The sequence below is a fragment of the Candidatus Tisiphia endosymbiont of Dascillus cervinus genome (genome assembly GCF_964026405.1).
Lineage (GTDB): Bacteria > Pseudomonadota > Alphaproteobacteria > Rickettsiales > Rickettsiaceae > Tisiphia.
This window is the reverse complement of record NZ_OZ032146.1, coordinates 1,170,193-1,186,440: the sequence shown is the minus strand read 5'-3', so window position 1 is coordinate 1,186,440 and position 16,248 is coordinate 1,170,193. Positions and strand designations below refer to the sequence as shown.

The window sequence follows — 16,248 nt, the reverse complement described above, 5'->3', positions numbered from 1 at the left end:
TGACTTACGTTGGCTTTTTGATTCACGTTAGCAAAGCCTATACTGGAATAACACCGAGGCTGCTTAAGTTAACAAAACTTGTACAGTTGATAGAAATGGTTAAATCTTACTCCATGTTCCCATTGAATCCTGTTTATAACAATCAATTACCGGTGTTGCAATAGTTAGTTCATTTATTGCTTTAACTATTAGACTTAAATTATCCAAACCATCATATATTATAATTATTCTTTGAAAATGTGCAACATAGTGTTTGTTATTAAGAATTTCTTGTATATCAAATGGAGCCATGATTATTAGAATCGTAGCTTGATTAGGATTCTCTAACTGATGAGTAATATAGACTGGTTGTTTTTCTGGTAATGGATCAAGCTTACTACCATGCGGAATAAACTGTTTTCTAGAATAAGTCCATATCATCTTATTCAGTGACTCTTGTACCTCAAGATCCGGAGTTAAAACTACAATCCTTAAATTACTATGATAAGATTTTTCTACTAAAAGGCAGGTTGTTTTATATAGCGATCCTTCGGTAGTATGATAAAGACTAAATTGTTGCATGGTTATTCTCTTAATATTTAAAACTTATAGCTAACACGAAAAGCTTTAAGGCATAGTAATACCAATTCCTGAAATTAATTTATTCTAAGGAATTTGAAGGAGATACGGAGCACAAAACCGCAGCCTACAAAGACGTACGTGAGGATTTGAGCACCGGTATCACGTACAAATTACCAAAAGAAATTAATTTCGGGAATTGGTATAATAGGCAAATTCGGGATAAGAATTAACTAATTTTTATCCCGAATGGGGGGAGGTTATTAGAATCCCTCTATCTCTACCTTCCAAATCCTTATAAACTTGCTTAACCGTATAACCATAACTAATAAAAATTTCTGTAACAGCTGTCAATTGATTAAAACCAATCTCTAAGAATAATTTACCATTTTGTTTTAAAAATCCCTTGGCTTCTTTAGCGATTATGTAATATGAAGCTAATCCATTATCTTCAGCAAATAAGGCTAAGTGGGGTTCATATTTTAGGGTCTCAGAAGACATATAAACAGTATCATCAAAAGAAATATATGGTGGATTACTTACGATGATATCAAATTCTTGCTTTTCTAGATTATCAAACCAGTTGCTATTAATTATTTTCAATCTATCAATAACTTTATGTTTTATGGCATTTTGACGAGCAATAATAATAGCTTCGTTACTTATATCAGTCGCAGTTACATTGATATTATCATTTAGCATTTCCAATAATAAGCTTACAGCAATACAGCCACTACCAGTACCAAGCTCCAATATTGTTAGCTCGGCATTTGTTTCAATACCCTTTAATTTAACATTTTTTAAAATTGCATCTACAATAATCTCAGTATCTTGCCGAGGAATAAGTACTTTATCATTTATAATAAACTGGTAACTATAAAATTCTTTATATCCTACAATATAGGCTATTGGCTCTAGTAATATACGCCTATTAACCAAATCCTCAAAAATAATTTGCTCTTGTTGCGTCAATTCTTCTTCTGACCTTGCTAATAAATATTCAATAGGTTTATCAGTCGCATGTTGCATCAATATGCGTGATTCTAAGTTGGCTGATTTAATACCCACTACTTGCAACTTGCTAGCAACATAAATTAAGGATTCTTTTATATTCATGCAATTATTTCCATAATATCCGGCGGTAGGGGTGATTCAAATTCTAATAATTTATCACTTACCGGGTGGGAAAAACTTATATACCAAGAATGTAATGCTTGCCTCTTGAAATCCATTAATTTTTGTGGTACTATGCTATAATTATGGCTAACTTTCCTGCTATTCTTACCATAAGTTTGGTCTCCTACCACAGAATGTTTTAAATGACTCAGCTGCACTCTGATTTGATGAGTTCGACCAGTAGTAAGTCGACATTCTACCATACTTATAATACCATCAAAAAATATTTCTTCTGTTTTATAATGAGTAATTGCCTCTTTGCCACCAAATTTTAAAATAGTCATTTTTTGCCGTGTCAAACGGCTTCTTCCGATATTATTTCTAATAATTCCTTGTTGTGGATTTATAATACCCCAAACTAATGCTTTATATTTGCGTATAAGATTACGGCTTTCTATCTGACTGGCAAGATGTTGATGGGCAAAATTATTTTTGGCAACAACCATCAAGCCTGATGTATCTTTATCTAAACGATGAACTATACCAGGTCTTTCTAACCCTCCTATGCTAGATAAAGATTTTGCATGGTGTAACAAAGCATTTACCAAAGTATCATGATGGTTTCCACTACCAGGATGTACTGTCATACCAGCTGCTTTATTGATAACCATTAAATCTTCATCTTCATAGAAAATATCAAGTTTAATATCAGCTTCCTGCATTGTTAAAGGCTCAGGATCTTTAAAAATTACTGAAATAAGATCATTCTCCTTGACCTTAAAATCGGAATCAGAAATAATCAAACCATTAACTTGTACTTGCAAGCCATTTATGAGCTTCTGAATTTGGCTTCTAGATGTTTTACTGATGAGACCTACCAAAGCCTTATCAAGTCTAAACCCATCTAAATTTTTTGGTACGTTATATTCTTCCATCTACTACGAAATATTTTTTAAATGAATAAAATGACGCATTTTACACAAAAAATCAACCAACTAAAATGGTTGCAAGCAATTGGTATAGATTATTATTTTTCAGAATCAACTATTAATCAGCAAAAAATACATATTAATTCTAATATTAAAGCTAAGCCGATTAGTATTCCACCAGCTCTACCTAGCTCCAACAGTCCTGGTCATTCCAACACTCTTAGTCATTCCCGCAATTCTTCATGCCCTATATGGATTGCTTCGTCGGCTACGCCTCCTCGCAATGACGACAGTACTTTTACCCACACGTCATTGCGAGAAGGCACTTTAGTGGCGACGAAGCAATCCATTTCTAATCATTCCCGCAATCCTTCATGTCATTCCCGCACAGGCGGGAATCCATATCCTGCACAGAAACAGGATGACAGTATTTCCTTGTCTAGAACTTTGGCTAACTCAGCTAGCAGCCTAGAAGAACTAAAAAAACTACTAATGGATTTTGATGGTTGTGGTTTAAAGAAATTAGCTAATAAAACCGTATTTGCTGATGGCAATCCACAAAGTTCTATAATGTTTATTGGGGAAGCACCGGGTAGTAGCGAAGATGCACAAGGGATACCATTTTGCGGGGAAAGTGGTAAGTTACTTGATAATGTATTAGCCTCTATCAATATTTCAAGAGAACATAACGCTTATATTACTAACACTGTATTTTGGCGTCCACCAGCCAACCGCCAACCAACGCAAAAAGAAATAGATATTTGCAGACCTTTTGTTGAGAAACATATTGCTTTAATAAACCCAAAACTAATTGTTTTAGTGGGAAATGTCGCGGCAACCAGCTTACTTGGCAAAAATACTGGTATAAGTAAAATCAGACAAGAATATTATTTATACACAAATCAGTATCTTAGCAAACCAATTCAAACCACTTCTATCTTCCATCCTGCCTATTTGCTTAGACAACCAATGCAGAAAAAAACCACTTGGTATGATTTACTAAAAATCCATGAATATATCAATACAAGTGGGATATAGGGTGTTGTCAAACTACCATAGTACCCTACATTTTTATTTCACTACTGTTAAGGGGTCTTCCGAGCGTCATTGCGAGAAGCCGCTGAAAGCGGCGACGCGGCAATCCAAGATACGCGAAGCGTTACTCTAAAAAAACAGCTTCGCTGTTTACCTAGATCGCCACGGCATCTAAAGATGCCTTGCTATGACGATTATAGAAAAATGTAGGGTAACCCGAGTTGCCAATTAATTTATAAGAGCAGAGCTAGGTTTTATGAACATTTGAAGTTAATTTGTAACATTAAAACACTTAATAAAAACTATATTTTTTAGAAATATGTTTGTATTAAAAATGTTTTAGTATCGAGCCTCACATGAAACCAGCGTTAAATATAGCTTTTGCCAGTATAATTAATTGGCAACTCGGGTTAGGGTACTATGTCAAACTAAACACCCCTAGTTGCTTGTTTCACTCCTTTTCCTACAATGCTATCTTTTATTGCTACACCTAGATTAACAACACTTTTGGCAAGTTCTCCAGTAGCTATCGCATTGTTTAAAGTACCTTTAGCTATAGTACCAACCGCATGACATGCAGATTTTATCACATTCCCTACTGCATTTAAAATTGAATTATTTTTAACTGCATTAGCTGATCCTTCAAATATTTTTTCAACTTTCATTAATTGATCTTTGGCGAAATCTTTTAAGCGACCGGTAAGAGTTAATGAATCATTCAAGCTGTCTAGGGGTTTTTTATGATCTACACTATCAGCAAATGTCCTCAGTTTTTCAAATGAACTCATAAATTTCTCAAAAGCCTCTCCAGCTTTTTCAAATTCTAATTTCTCTACCCCAGAAAGAGCCTTACTAGTAGTACCAGCAAAAAGCCCACGGGCTTGTTCAAGATTCTTTTGTACATCCTCTAGTTGTTTCAAAGCTAGAAAAGTGTTAGGCATTTCTCCTATATGACTCTTTAGCTCTTCTGCAGACAAACGTTCTTGGGCTTCTTTTGGTTTTTGAGTTACATCTTCCTTATAAGACGGTAGAGAATCCACTTTTGGATTATTATCGTCACCTTTACTCATAATATCCTCTATTTTAATTATACTATTCACCTAGAAGCTATCATAAAAGTAACTGCACCGCAACCACTAAAAATCTAAATCAGCATAACAAGGTGGTGGGGTGAAACCTGGTATTTGGTCATGTAATAAGGGGCGGAAGCTAGGTCTAGATTTTATGATTGCATACCAATGACGAATAGACAGCCATTTGTCCCAATTAATTTCGCCAAAATAATCTAGAACCGATATATGACAGGCAGCAGCTATATCTGCACAACTTAAGGAATTTGAGGCAATAAAGCTACGTAGCTCCAATAAACTGGACATATAGGTTAAATGATGTGACAAATTAGTCTTTGCTGCTCTAAGAAAATCGGTTCTAGGACCACCTAATTGGCAGAAGGACCTTACTATTTTTTCATCGATAATAATTTTTGTTACTTCACGGTAAAATTTTTCATTAAACCAACTGAGTAATCGACGGATTTCGCATCTAATATCAAATTCTTCGTCCATAAAATTAAAATTTGGATATTTTTCATGAAAATACTCAGTGATCGGATAGATTCCTGCTATAATTAAATTGGATGCCTCTTGTAAGACAGGTGTCGTCCCCGCCGGATTTAAAGACAAGAATTCCTTATCCCGAAGCCAATAATCCTCCTTAACCATAGTAAACTGCACATCTAGCTCTTTTAAATACACCCGAACTTGACGTGATAATGGACAAATAGGATAATGGTATAATTTCCTCAATTAACTACCCTTCTTTAAACATTAAACCTAAAATGTACCACATCCCCATCCTGCATTTTATACTCCTTGCCCTCTAAACGCATTTTACCCATTTCTTTGGCTTTCACTTCACCATTAAAATTTATATAATCTTCATAACTAATAACCTCAGCCCGGATAAAACCTTTCTCAAAATCAGTATGAATAATACCGGCTGCTTGAGGAGCTAGCGTACCATTACGAAAAGTCCAGCCATGTGTTTCTTTGGGACCAACAGTAAAAAAGCTTTTTAGATCTAATAAATTATACATTTCTTTTATAATTTTGCTCAGACCTGTCTCCACAAGCCCTATACTATTTAAGAACTCAATTTTTTCTTCTTTACTTTCCAAAACCGCAATATCTGCTTCAATTTTTGATGAGATGAGAACATGTTTTGCCCCTTCTTCTTCAGCTTTTTTTGCTACAAGATCAGTAAATTTATTGCCAGTAATTGCATCATTTTCCAAAACATTACAAGCATACAAAACCGGCTTAGAAGTCAATAATTGCAATTGATCTAAAGCCTCTTTACTATAAGTCTTGAGCATGCTACGAACTGGTTTACCTATTGCGAGAGTTGCTTGAATCTCTTTTAATAATTCTACTTGCTCTTTTAAAGCTTTATCGCCTGTTTTCAAACGTTTCTCAGAATTTGTTAAGCGTTTTTCTACCGATTCAAGATCTGCTAAAATTAATTCTGTTTCTATTATCTCAGCATCATATATTGGATCGATCTTATTATGCACATGAGTAATATCTATATCTTCAAAACAACGTAGTACGTGCAAAATAGCATCAACCTCTCGTATGTGAGATAAGAATTTATTACCCAGCCCCTCCCCTTTACTAGCACCTTTTACCAAACCTGCAATATCTACAACTTCTATATAAGTAGGAATAATTTTAGTAGAATTAGCAATAGCTGCCAACTCATTTAGCCTATCATCCGGTACTGATACTATAGCAGAATTTGGCTCTATAGTGCAGAAAGGATAATTAGCCGCTTCTGCTGCAACACTGGAAGTTAAAGCATTAAATAAAGTTGATTTTCCTACATTTGGTAAACCAACAATACCACATCTTAGTGTCATAAATCTTTCCTTAAATAATATGCTTCCGAATCTTTATCATAGCCACTTCTTACAAACTCTAATTTAAAACCTAATTTTTCATAAAATGGTCTGGCCTGCCAATCGGTAGTATTTAAAGTCATAAATTTACAATTACGCTTTCGTGCTAGATTTTCTGCCTTGGACATTAGCAAAGTACCATAATTCTGACCTCGAGAATCTTCAGAAACCCATAACGTATCAACGTATAAACAACCATACATAAGTATACCTTTTATACCAGCAACAAAGTTTTTATTATTATCAAAACACGAGAAGGAAAAAGATTGGACAGCATCAAGATCCTTCTTGTTTTTAGCAAGTTCATCTAACCCATCCTGCATTATCTTTGAATATTGTGATCCATGTCATCTGCATAGACACAAGTTAATTGTTGTTTCATATTTAAACGATGCTCCTTTTAAACTCTTCCATTTCACCTGAAAGCAATAAACGGAAATTATTAATTATTACCTCAATGGAATTAACAATAATTTTATACTCTTCTTTAGAAAAAGCAGATAAGACGTAATCAGATACATCACCATTAGCTACTGGTCTTCCTACCCCGATTCTGATACGGTGATAATCATTTCCTACACACTGATCCAATGATTTTAAACCATTATGCCCACCACTACCACCAGCCAATTTATATTTTATTCTACCAGTTTCTAAATCTATATCATCATGTAAAACGAAAATATTTGGTGGTTTGATATTATAGTAAGAACATATTGCTTGTACTGCTTTACCGGACAGATTCATGTAAGTCAGAGGCTTTGCTAATAGTAATTTATGTCCCTCTATTGTCCCTTGTGCAAGTTCTGCATGAAATTTAACTTTGGTATTCCAAGAAATTTTATAATATTCTGATAAATAATCAATAGCTATGAAGCCAACATTATGGCGAGTATTTTGATACCCTTTGCCTATATTGCCCAAACCTACAACAAGTATATATCCTTTGTCTTCAGATTTAAGCATATTATAATATCATTAGAGAGCGATTTGTATACTCGATGAAAATCAAGAATTGTGTTGTCATTATCCAATATCTGCGGTGTTCACATACTATATGTACGCCTAGCACCTCGACCCACAACTGTTGAAAGTTAAAAAATCGTCTATTAGCGAAGCAGTGTTGTAAGGCTTAAACCGTCTATTAGCGAGCGAACGTACGTGAGCGTGGCAATCCATGAAACTTGTCATATGGGCTTCGTCGACCTACGGTCTCCTCGCTAATAGACGATTTTTAACTTTCAACAGTTGTGGGTGATATCCAAGACATAGTACCCTTATAGCTTCAAAAACAACTACTTTGCCGGCTTCACTTCCTCAGTTGCAGCTTCTTCATCTTCTGACTTACTACCCTTACGACCAATTATAGTAGCCATAATAAAATCATTTTTACTAGCTAGCTGGACTCCTTCAGGGAGTTTAATGCTTTTTGCTTTTAAAGACTGACCGATATGCATGTTGGTAACATCAATATTAATATTTTTAGGTATATTATTGACATCACATAAAAGAGTTATAGTTCTTTTTATTATATTGAAGAATCCACCTCTTTTAACTCCCAAAGCTCTTTCTTTACCCTCATAGACTACCGGTACTTCCATTCTTTGGGTTTTTTCCTCTAAATGGACAAAGTCAACATGCCTAACTATGTCAGTGATAGGATGCAATTCTACAGCCTTTGGTAACACTTTATGCGTTTTACTACCCACTTTAATTTGAATAACTGTAGAGATAAAACCGGGTTTTCTATAATGCTTAGTTATCTCTTTTTCCTCGATAGAAACGGCTAATACTTCTTTACCTGCTCCATAAACTATGGCTGGAACCATACCTTTCCTACGTAGATCTCTTGCGACTCCCGTACCAAATTTCTCCCGCATTTCTGCTGCAAGTTCTAATAGTTCACTCATCTTTTTCTCCTAAGAGCTTTTAAAACATAGATGATAGTACTAAATGCTAAAAAATTCAAGTATTAATTTGACAAGCAGCTTTAAAGCTGCTTACATAATGCCACAGGGTAATTTCAAAGTTGTAATCAATGCTAAAAAGATGCCATTTCCGCGTAAGCGGAAATCCATAATTATTTAATAGCCTTTCAGGCTATTTTGTATATTTCGCTAGCTACGCGGGAATGACATCTTTTTTGCTTACCCTACATTTTAGTAGAGTTAATAAGGAGGTATTTACATGTCGAAAGATAAAGATCAACAAATAGAAAGCGTGTTATCACAGGAAAAAGGTAAATTACTGGATACAATAAATTCTGTAGGGAATCTTTTAAAGGCTAATGAACAATTAGAAAATAGTAGACATCTACAACAGAAAGTGAAAGATTTAAAGAAAGAATACCCTTCTTTACCTTGGCTTAAAAGGTTTGTACATACTGTTACACAAGTAAAATATCTGTTTATAAAAAATGATGAGGAAATGGCTGAAGAAAAGAGAAGAATCAACAGAGATGTACTCAAAGATGTTGACAATACATTAAGAGATGTAGGTAAAAAAAACTTATCTTTACAGAAAATTATAGATACAGAGTTACAAGCAGGATTTGATAAGATCCTAACCAAAGAACTATCAGAGAAACAACTAGAACGGGTAAAAGGATTAAGAGAATCCTTAGTAAATTTGGGTATATCTCATGAAAAATTTAGCCAAATTGTACCACAAGTTTATAATGCTGATGAAGCAAAGGCACTACACCAAGAAAGAATAAGACTGTTACACGTACAACAAGACCTAGTTAAGTTGGTAAAGGCTAATGATAATATTAAAGAACTTCTTTCAATAAAGAAAGAATTAGCAGAATTGCGGGAAGAATTACCATCAACATGGCTAGACGGTCTTAAAAAAATTACTGCAAAGATCAAGCATGTTTTCGTAAATACTCCAGAACAAATTTTAAAAGATAACATAACCCACAATAATGAAATATTAAAAAGGGTTGATGAGGGATTAGAGATCACTGGTAAAAACATAAAAGATTCAACAGTAGCTAGAACAAATAAGTTACTGGAAAAACTAAAAGAACTTGAAGGTAGAGATATACTAAAGCTCAGGTCAGACAAAGTAGAAGCTTTAAGAAATGAGCTTGAAACCACTTTTATATCTGCAGTTACTGCTTCACAGCCATTGTCTATAAGCCAAGATTTAGCTCAATCTCAAACCATGTCATCATCAATACCTGAACGGATAATACCTAGACGCCCAGCACCACCTCCCCCACTTATGCGTACTACGTTGATGCCGAACCCAACTATTCATCAAGCAGCGGAAAACACTATAACAAGATCTCTTTCATCCCCTATCCATACATCATTACAGGATTCACAAAATATTCAGCATAGAGAAGAAACTAAACGGGAAGCATACATACCTGGTAAAGGTAAAGCACCATCTCCTCCATCGTTGCAGAACCAAGAGGGGCAGCAAGTAGCAGGAGCTGCTATTATACCTCCAGCTCCTCCCGTTACCGGGCCAAAATACACTACTGCGTCAAGCCCCACCGCCTCCTACACATTCTGTGCCGTTGCAGAACCAAGATGTTCAACAAGCAGTGGGAAGAGATATACCAGTACCACCACACCGTTGCCACCTACAGCTAATATACCTCCACCTCCTCCGATAGAAGGTTTACGTGCCACTCAGCAAGCAGCAGGAAATGCTATGGCAGCACCTCCTCCGCCACCGCCTGTAGAACCTACGGCAGGTCAAGCTCAGAAGGCAGCAGCAGTAGTAACACCGAAAGGACAAGGAGAAGATAGGGGAGCATTATTGGATGAAATTAGGACGGGGATACAACTTAAAAAGGTAGCACCCACAACAACCTATCCAGTACCTCCACCGCCTTCGCCGTCAGGTTCTGATCATGACAAAGCAACAGTAGCAACACCAAAAGGACAAGGGAACGAGAGGGAAAACTTATTGGCTGAACTGGTACTGAAGGCACAGATGAGGGAAAAAAATCTATCTGAATCAGGGGGAAATAAAGCACTAGAAGAACTAGAGGAAAAACCAAAAACACCACCTACTCGATCTCCTAGCCCAGTGGAGGATCTCTTTAAGGAGGCTATGGCAAAGAGGAGCTTGGTCGTTGCTCCTGATGAAGATGAACCTGAACATGCTGATCTTGTGAAACTTATTGAGGGAAAGATTGTTGATGAGAATACCCTTAAAACTCTTATTAATAAGGCTGGTGTTAAAGATGATAAGGAGCTAATTAAACTTATTAATGATAACGACATTTGGGATGATGAAGATAGGGAGAAAAAACGAGATGAAGTCATCCAGCAGCTAGAGAAGATTAAGGAAAATCTTGATAGAGGAGAATTGGCTGAGTTACCGTCTAACCCTGTTGCTAACGTTGATACGACAAAAGGACAATTCCCACCAAAGTTACAGTCAGCAGCAAAAGCTATTGGAGAAAATCTCCCCATGACTCCAAAAGATGGATACAAAACCCTTCCTCCTACTCCATCCCCCAAACTAGTTGGTATCAAAAAAGAGCCTAGTTCTAGGGAAGTATAGTAATTTATGCGAATTTGGGATAACATCTAGGCTACCTCATGTCTTGTATACTACTCCCGCGAATTCGGGATAAGAATTAACTAATTCTTATCCCAAATTCGGTGAAATTATAGATTGCTTCGTCGACCTACGGTCTCCTCGCAATGACGTATATGTCTATTAGCGAGCGAACGTACGTGAGCGTGGCAATCCATTTTGCTAAAAACATGATTTTAATCTTTTAAAATCATGTTTTTAGCTTTAGAAAGGTTTAAAATGCATTCGCGTTAGCTGCTTTAAGCATGCATCTTTCCTTATATTAAAGCCAATTCGGGATAAGAATTAGTTAATTCTTATCCTGAATTCTTATGTTATTGTTACTGATTATGACACATATAACAACTATTGATTATAATTTATGATTAAATTGTTGTCGATTATTTAAATATTTGGTATATTAGTTGATCTAGGATAAAAAAATAGCTTTATGAAAACTACCTTACCTAGTCGTTCACTAGTGATTAAAGAAAAGCTAGATAATATTGTTAAAGAAATCCTATATGTAGGCAAATCAAAAATAGCAATGATTATCTTATTTGGCTCTTATGCTAGAGGAGATTGGGTAGAGGATATAGAGAAGGTAGGGGATATTAGTTATTATAAGTATCAAAGTGATTTTGATCTTTTGTTGATTTTAAAGAACGGAGAATATGCCGGCTATCCAGCTATAAACCTACAACATAAGATAGAGAACAGGCTAGGTAAAAAATTCTCATTAGATGAAAAACCACCAATTACTCTGATACTTGAACCTATTAAACTGGTAAATAGGCAACTGGAAAAAGGTCAGTATTTCTTTAGTGATATCAAGAAAGAGGGAATTCTTTTATATGATAGTGGTGAATTTATACTATCTGAAGCTAAGGAACTATCATGGCAGGAACGTAGACCAATAGCTGAGAAAGATTACAAATATTGGTTTAAAAAAACTAAGGACTTTCTATTGCTTGCTCATTTGTGTTTGGATATAGAACAATTGAATAATGCAGCCTTTATGCTTCACCAAGCTACCGAGAGCTTTTATAATGCTATCCTGTTAGTTTTTACTGGTTACAAGGCCAAGTCACATGATATACTAGGACTTGGCGATAGGGCTAGAAGTCATCATTACGATCTCTATAAGATATTTCCACATGAACTCCTGAGCAAGAAGAGTGCTTTACGTTACTACGAAATGCTTATGTTGACGCAAGGTATGATCAAGATTATACAATTAGTAAAGAACAATTACTTTACCTTATTAACCGCGTAGAGGAATTAAAGATAGTGACTGAAAAGATCTGTCTAAAAAGGATTAATAAAATAGAAGTATACTCAAATGATTTGAAGAATTGGATTTGAAAATGAATGGTGAGCATGCGAATCCATGATATTTTCAAAAAACAATTCGTAGGAGCAGAAGAGTATACTGCTCGTAAATGAAGAGTTGGGTAGACAATAGTATAACTTCAAGAAGAGCTAGGCAGTAGCAAAGTCGAGCTGCTAGGCGTACATTAGTACGTGAGCAGCTTCGATCTTTAGACATGACGACGCCAATTCTTGAAGTTCACCGAGTATATAATCAAAAATTAAATTCTAATATGCGTATACCATCAATATTTAAGAAAATATTACTAATTATTCGCCAAAGTAGTCGTATAATTGTTAAATTAGTAATTATAGATCAATTAGTAAAATGGTATTTTATAAATTATCTAAGAGGTAAAATTGGTCTAACACTAGAAGTAACCAGCTTTTTAGATATGGTTTATATTTGGAATTATGGAATTAGTTTTGGGATACTTCGAAATTATTATCAGTATAGTAATATACTTTTTATAGTTGTTAACTCTGCCCTTATAGCATATTTGTGGTATATCTTATTAAAATGTAAGACAATGCCAAGCTTTGTTGGTTGTAGTTTTTTCATTGGTGGTGCTATTGGTAATTTGATCGACCGTTTTGTTCATGGGGCGGTATTTGATTTTATTTATTTTCACTATAAAGATTTTGGTTTTCCGGTATTTAATCTAGCAGATAGTTTCATTTCATTAGGTGCAATATTCTTATTACATGATTATTATAAGACCAAGAAAATTGTTGAACAACAACAAGATGTTGAATATAATCACGCTCGATTGCAAACTGAAGCGGATAGGATTCGTGAGCTTGATTCTAAGAAAAATATAAATTTATAAAGAGGATTGATATGTACTCAAATGATTTGAAGCATGGGGGAAACAAACAAGGGGGGAGCGAGTACAAGCAGTACAATAAGGTGTGTCAGTACGCGAATTCCCCGATAATATTTGCAGAAACCAATTATTTAAAGCAAAAGAGTATGCGTATAATTTTTTTGTTATTTACTACCTTAGTAACATTGTCTGCCTGCAATAAAAAAGTAAAAGAAACAATAGGTATAGTGACACCTGGTCCTGATGAGTATAGGGTACAACGCAATAAAACCTTAGAAGTTCCCCCTCACTATGAATTGCCTTCTATCGAAAAAAAAGATACAAAGAGCCACAAAATTCATTCTCCAAAAAATCTCAATGATGGAGAGCAAGCTTTAATAGAGGACATGGAAAATTAATGCTATTATTTTAATATTATATAATTTTTTTACTTAGTGGACAAAAATTTTGGTATATACTCGATTAAAATTAACAATTGCCGGGGTCTAAAACAAGGTGGGTGATAATAATAAAAGTGTTGTGTTAAATTTTGGTCCACAACATCCAGCTACCCATGGGGTATTAAGATTAATTTTAGAAATGGATGGTGAGGTTATCAATAAAGCAGACCCGCATATTGGACTGCTGCATCGTGGTACTGAAAAATTAATTGAGCATAAAACATACCTACAAGCTATACCATATTTTGATCGGTTAGATTACGTATCGCCAATGTGCCAAGAACACGCTTTTGCCTTAGCAGTTGAAGGATTGCTTGGCTGCAACGTGCCAAGACGAGCAGGGTTTATTCGAGTGATGTTTTCTGAGCTTACTCGTATCCTTAACCACATACTGAATATAACAACACAAGCCCTAGATGTTGGTGCTACTACCCCCCTATTATGGTTATTTGAGGAACGCGAAAAAATTATGGAATTTTATGAGCGTGTCTCCGGCTCTAGAATGCATGCAAATTATTTTAGACCTGGTGGGGTTGCACAGGACTTACCAAATGGTATACTAGAAGATATAAATATTTTTGTTCAGCAATTCTCAAAAAAACTAGAAGACGTCGAGACTCTGTTAAATGACAATAGAATTTGGAAACAACGCTTAGTAGATATCGGAGTAGTAAGTCAAAAAGAAGCTATGGATTGGGGGTTTTCTGGTCCAATGCTTAGAGGCTCAGGCATCGCATGGGATCTTAGAAAGGCTACCCCGTATGATGTATATGATGAGCTAGATTTTGATATACCAATTGGCAAATCTGGTGATTGTTATGATAGGTATTTGGTTCGTATTGAAGAAATGTACCAATCGCTTAAAATTATACAGCAATGTCTTGAAAAAATGCCAAAGGGTGCTATTAAAACCGATGATCCTAGAATTGCACCACCCTCAAGAGAAAAAATGAAAGAATCAATGGAAGCCATGATTAATCATTTTAAACTTTACACTGAAGGATATGATGTGCCAAAAGGCGAAATATATAAATTTGTTGAAGCACCAAAAGGTGAGTTTGGTGTGTATTTATACTCTGATGGAACAAACAGGCCTTATAGATGCCGGATTAAAGCCCCTGGGTTTGCCCATCTCCAAGGTCTAGATTTCATGTCAAAAGGACATTTGATGGCAGATGTGGTAACTATTATTGCCAGTCTTGATATTGTTTTTGGAGAAATTGATCGATGAATGATGAACCACTAAATTTCAGTTTTAATGATGAGAACTTAAAAAAAGCCCAAAATATCATTAAGAAATATCCTGAAAACAAACAAAAGAGTGCTATTCTGCCATTACTTGACCTTGCACAACGCCAAATGAATGGTTGGTTACCAAGAGGCTGCATAGAGTATGTAGCAAATTTTCTAAATTTACCTTTCATCCGAGCATATGAAGTTGCAACATTTTATACCATGTTTAATCTAAAGCCAGTAGGACGATATCATATACAAATTTGTGGGACTACTCCTTGTTGGCTAAGGGGTAGCGATAAAATTGTAACTATTTGTAAAAAAAAACTTGGTATTAACTTTGGTGAACTAACAAGTGATAAAAAATTTAGCCTTATAGAAGTTGAATGTTTGGGAGCTTGTGTCAATGCACCAGTTGTACAAATTAATGATGATTTCTTTGAGGACTTAGATGAAAAAAAAATGGCTGATTTAATTGATAACCTCACCTGACTTCTGCTGGTAATTTATTCGTGCTACCTCTGCTCCTCACATACATTTGAGTACGCTGTGGGTCAAGATTCCGTGGCTTCTTTAAATTCCTCAGCATAAGCAAGTTTGCCAAAGATATCTAGTGTTGTAGATATTGATGATTTGGTTAATTGCTATACTCAAATGATTTGAAGAATTGTTTTTTGAAAATATCATGGATTCGCATGCTCATGTACTATATGTATACCTATTACAATAGAAATTAAATTAGCATGCTCACCATTCATTTTCAAATCCAATTCTTCAAATCATTTGAGTATAGCAAAAAAAATAATATCGAAAATTGAAATAATAAATTCTTGAACAATATCACTACTGGTTTAAACTTTCACTCTTTAAAGATAATTATTTATTGACATCTAAACTACTTAGCATAGCATAAGAAATATGATATATAATTAAAGAGGTGTATTTATGCTACGCAAGGTGATTCTGAAGGAACTAATGAAATTGGATGTTTTAGGTACATTACAGCAACTAGTAGAATCAGCCAAATTACATCTGAAACAGGGCGATAAGAATAGCTGTATGACTGAGCTTGATAAACTAGAAGAGTATCTAGAAAATTTTCAAGATATTAGTATGATGCAATCAATGTTTGAAAAACATGCAATAGAACAAGGGCTAGAAAATGATGATATCCTAGAGATTGATAAACATAAACGAGATTTATAGCGGTAGATATATCTATAATAAGTATAATCTCAATT

The 16,248-nt window shown here is 35.0% G+C and carries 17 protein-coding genes; 8 read left to right on the top strand and 9 right to left on the bottom strand.

The features are described 5' to 3' along the window. Positions 1–99: 99 nt before the first annotated feature. From AAGD19_RS05780 to AAGD19_RS05765, 3 genes are all read right to left on the bottom strand, one after another. Positions 100–561, bottom strand: a complete 462-nt coding sequence (locus AAGD19_RS05780; protein ID WP_341747519.1) for a DNA polymerase III subunit chi — start codon at positions 559–561, stop codon at positions 100–102. Positions 562–798: 237 nt separating this feature from the next. Continuing rightward, a complete protein-coding gene (gene prmC, locus AAGD19_RS05770; RefSeq protein ID WP_341747518.1) occupies positions 799–1,674 on the bottom strand; it encodes a peptide chain release factor N(5)-glutamine methyltransferase in 876 nt (291 codons plus the stop codon). Continuing rightward, complete coding sequence (locus tag AAGD19_RS05765; RefSeq protein WP_341747517.1) at positions 1,671–2,609, bottom strand: RluA family pseudouridine synthase; 939 nt, start codon at positions 2,607–2,609, stop codon at positions 1,671–1,673. Before AAGD19_RS05765 ends, prmC begins: the two co-directional genes overlap by 4 nt. A gap of 30 nt (positions 2,610–2,639) precedes the next feature. On the opposite strand from AAGD19_RS05765, the gene AAGD19_RS05760 reads away from it, so the two are divergent. Further along, positions 2,640–3,641 carry a uracil-DNA glycosylase family protein gene (locus AAGD19_RS05760; RefSeq protein ID WP_410520838.1) on the top strand — a complete coding sequence of 334 codons (1,002 nt, stop codon included), beginning with the start codon at positions 2,640–2,642 and terminating at the stop codon, positions 3,639–3,641. Between the two features lie 425 nt (positions 3,642–4,066). On the opposite strand, the gene AAGD19_RS05755 is transcribed toward AAGD19_RS05760, so the two are convergent. The 6 genes from AAGD19_RS05755 to AAGD19_RS05730 all read right to left on the bottom strand — a co-directional run bounded on the left by AAGD19_RS05755 (position 4,067) and on the right by AAGD19_RS05730 (position 8,504). Further along, a complete protein-coding gene (locus AAGD19_RS05755) occupies positions 4,067–4,708 on the bottom strand; it encodes a hypothetical protein (protein ID WP_341747515.1) in 642 nt (213 codons plus the stop codon). A gap of 66 nt (positions 4,709–4,774) precedes the next feature. Next, positions 4,775–5,443: a glutathione S-transferase family protein gene (locus AAGD19_RS05750; RefSeq protein WP_341747514.1), complete on the bottom strand. Its 669-nt coding sequence runs from the start codon at positions 5,441–5,443 to the stop codon at positions 4,775–4,777. A 14-nt stretch (positions 5,444–5,457) separates the two neighbouring features. Further along, positions 5,458–6,555, bottom strand: a complete 1,098-nt coding sequence (gene ychF, locus AAGD19_RS05745) for a redox-regulated ATPase YchF (protein ID WP_341747513.1) — start codon at positions 6,553–6,555, stop codon at positions 5,458–5,460. Continuing rightward, on the bottom strand, positions 6,552–6,917 hold the full coding sequence (locus tag AAGD19_RS05740; protein ID WP_341747512.1) for a GNAT family N-acetyltransferase: 366 nt from the start codon (positions 6,915–6,917) through the stop codon (positions 6,552–6,554). Before AAGD19_RS05740 ends, ychF begins: the two co-directional genes overlap by 4 nt. 61 nt (positions 6,918–6,978) lie before the next feature. Beyond that, positions 6,979–7,560 carry an aminoacyl-tRNA hydrolase gene (pth, locus tag AAGD19_RS05735; RefSeq protein ID WP_341747511.1) on the bottom strand — a complete coding sequence of 194 codons (582 nt, stop codon included), beginning with the start codon at positions 7,558–7,560 and terminating at the stop codon, positions 6,979–6,981. A 329-nt stretch (positions 7,561–7,889) separates the two neighbouring features. Continuing rightward, positions 7,890–8,504 carry a 50S ribosomal protein L25/general stress protein Ctc gene (locus tag AAGD19_RS05730; protein WP_341747510.1) on the bottom strand — a complete coding sequence of 205 codons (615 nt, stop codon included), beginning with the start codon at positions 8,502–8,504 and terminating at the stop codon, positions 7,890–7,892. A 277-nt stretch (positions 8,505–8,781) separates the two neighbouring features. Here AAGD19_RS05730 and AAGD19_RS05725 point away from each other — a divergent pair, with 277 nt between their 5' ends. The 7 genes from AAGD19_RS05725 to AAGD19_RS05695 all read left to right on the top strand — a co-directional run bounded on the left by AAGD19_RS05725 (position 8,782) and on the right by AAGD19_RS05695 (position 16,213). After that, complete coding sequence (locus AAGD19_RS05725; protein ID WP_341747509.1) at positions 8,782–11,121, top strand: WH2 domain-containing protein; 2,340 nt, start codon at positions 8,782–8,784, stop codon at positions 11,119–11,121. 466 nt (positions 11,122–11,587) lie between these two features. Continuing rightward, positions 11,588–12,412, top strand: a complete 825-nt coding sequence (locus tag AAGD19_RS05720; RefSeq protein WP_341747508.1) for a nucleotidyltransferase — start codon at positions 11,588–11,590, stop codon at positions 12,410–12,412. A gap of 334 nt (positions 12,413–12,746) precedes the next feature. Beyond that, positions 12,747–13,337, top strand: coding sequence for a signal peptidase II (gene lspA / locus AAGD19_RS05715; protein ID WP_341748481.1), 591 nt, complete (start codon positions 12,747–12,749; stop codon positions 13,335–13,337). An 11-nt stretch (positions 13,338–13,348) separates the two neighbouring features. Then, entirely contained in the window at positions 13,349–13,732 is a 384-nt protein-coding gene (locus AAGD19_RS05710; RefSeq protein ID WP_410520808.1) for a hypothetical protein, read from the top strand. Positions 13,733–13,829: 97 nt separating this feature from the next. Further along, positions 13,830–15,005: an NADH dehydrogenase (quinone) subunit D gene (gene nuoD, locus AAGD19_RS05705; protein ID WP_341747507.1), complete on the top strand. Its 1,176-nt coding sequence runs from the start codon at positions 13,830–13,832 to the stop codon at positions 15,003–15,005. Next, entirely contained in the window at positions 15,002–15,499 is a 498-nt protein-coding gene (nuoE, locus tag AAGD19_RS05700) for an NADH-quinone oxidoreductase subunit NuoE (protein ID WP_341747506.1), read from the top strand. The genes nuoD and nuoE overlap by 4 nt, the downstream gene beginning before the upstream one ends. Before the next feature lie 483 nt (positions 15,500–15,982). Further along, positions 15,983–16,213, top strand: a complete 231-nt coding sequence (locus AAGD19_RS05695) for a hypothetical protein (protein WP_341747505.1) — start codon at positions 15,983–15,985, stop codon at positions 16,211–16,213. The last annotated feature ends 35 nt before the right edge of the window (positions 16,214–16,248 follow it).

Excerpts from the sequence above, each read along its gene's own strand:
- AAGD19_RS05780 (WP_341747519.1), bottom strand. The coding sequence starts at position 561 with ATGCAACAATTTAGTCTTTATCATACTACCGAAGGATCGCTATATAAA.
- prmC (WP_341747518.1), bottom strand. The coding sequence starts at position 1,674 with ATGAATATAAAAGAATCCTTAATTTATGTTGCTAGCAAGTTGCAAGTA.
- AAGD19_RS05765 (WP_341747517.1), bottom strand. The coding sequence starts at position 2,609 with ATGGAAGAATATAACGTACCAAAAAATTTAGATGGGTTTAGACTTGAT.
- AAGD19_RS05760 (WP_410520838.1), top strand. The coding sequence starts at position 2,640 with ATGACGCATTTTACACAAAAAATCAACCAACTAAAATGGTTGCAAGCA.
- AAGD19_RS05755 (WP_341747515.1), bottom strand. The coding sequence starts at position 4,708 with ATGAGTAAAGGTGACGATAATAATCCAAAAGTGGATTCTCTACCGTCT.
- ychF (WP_341747513.1), bottom strand. The coding sequence starts at position 6,555 with ATGACACTAAGATGTGGTATTGTTGGTTTACCAAATGTAGGAAAATCA.
- AAGD19_RS05740 (WP_341747512.1), bottom strand. The coding sequence starts at position 6,917 with ATGCAGGATGGGTTAGATGAACTTGCTAAAAACAAGAAGGATCTTGAT.
- pth (WP_341747511.1), bottom strand. The coding sequence starts at position 7,560 with ATGCTTAAATCTGAAGACAAAGGATATATACTTGTTGTAGGTTTGGGC.
- AAGD19_RS05730 (WP_341747510.1), bottom strand. The coding sequence starts at position 8,504 with ATGAGTGAACTATTAGAACTTGCAGCAGAAATGCGGGAGAAATTTGGT.
- AAGD19_RS05725 (WP_341747509.1), top strand. The coding sequence starts at position 8,782 with ATGTCGAAAGATAAAGATCAACAAATAGAAAGCGTGTTATCACAGGAA.
- AAGD19_RS05720 (WP_341747508.1), top strand. The coding sequence starts at position 11,588 with ATGAAAACTACCTTACCTAGTCGTTCACTAGTGATTAAAGAAAAGCTA.
- AAGD19_RS05710 (WP_410520808.1), top strand. The coding sequence starts at position 13,349 with ATGTACTCAAATGATTTGAAGCATGGGGGAAACAAACAAGGGGGGAGC.
- nuoE (WP_341747506.1), top strand. The coding sequence starts at position 15,002 with ATGAATGATGAACCACTAAATTTCAGTTTTAATGATGAGAACTTAAAA.
- AAGD19_RS05695 (WP_341747505.1), top strand. The coding sequence starts at position 15,983 with ATGAAATTGGATGTTTTAGGTACATTACAGCAACTAGTAGAATCAGCC.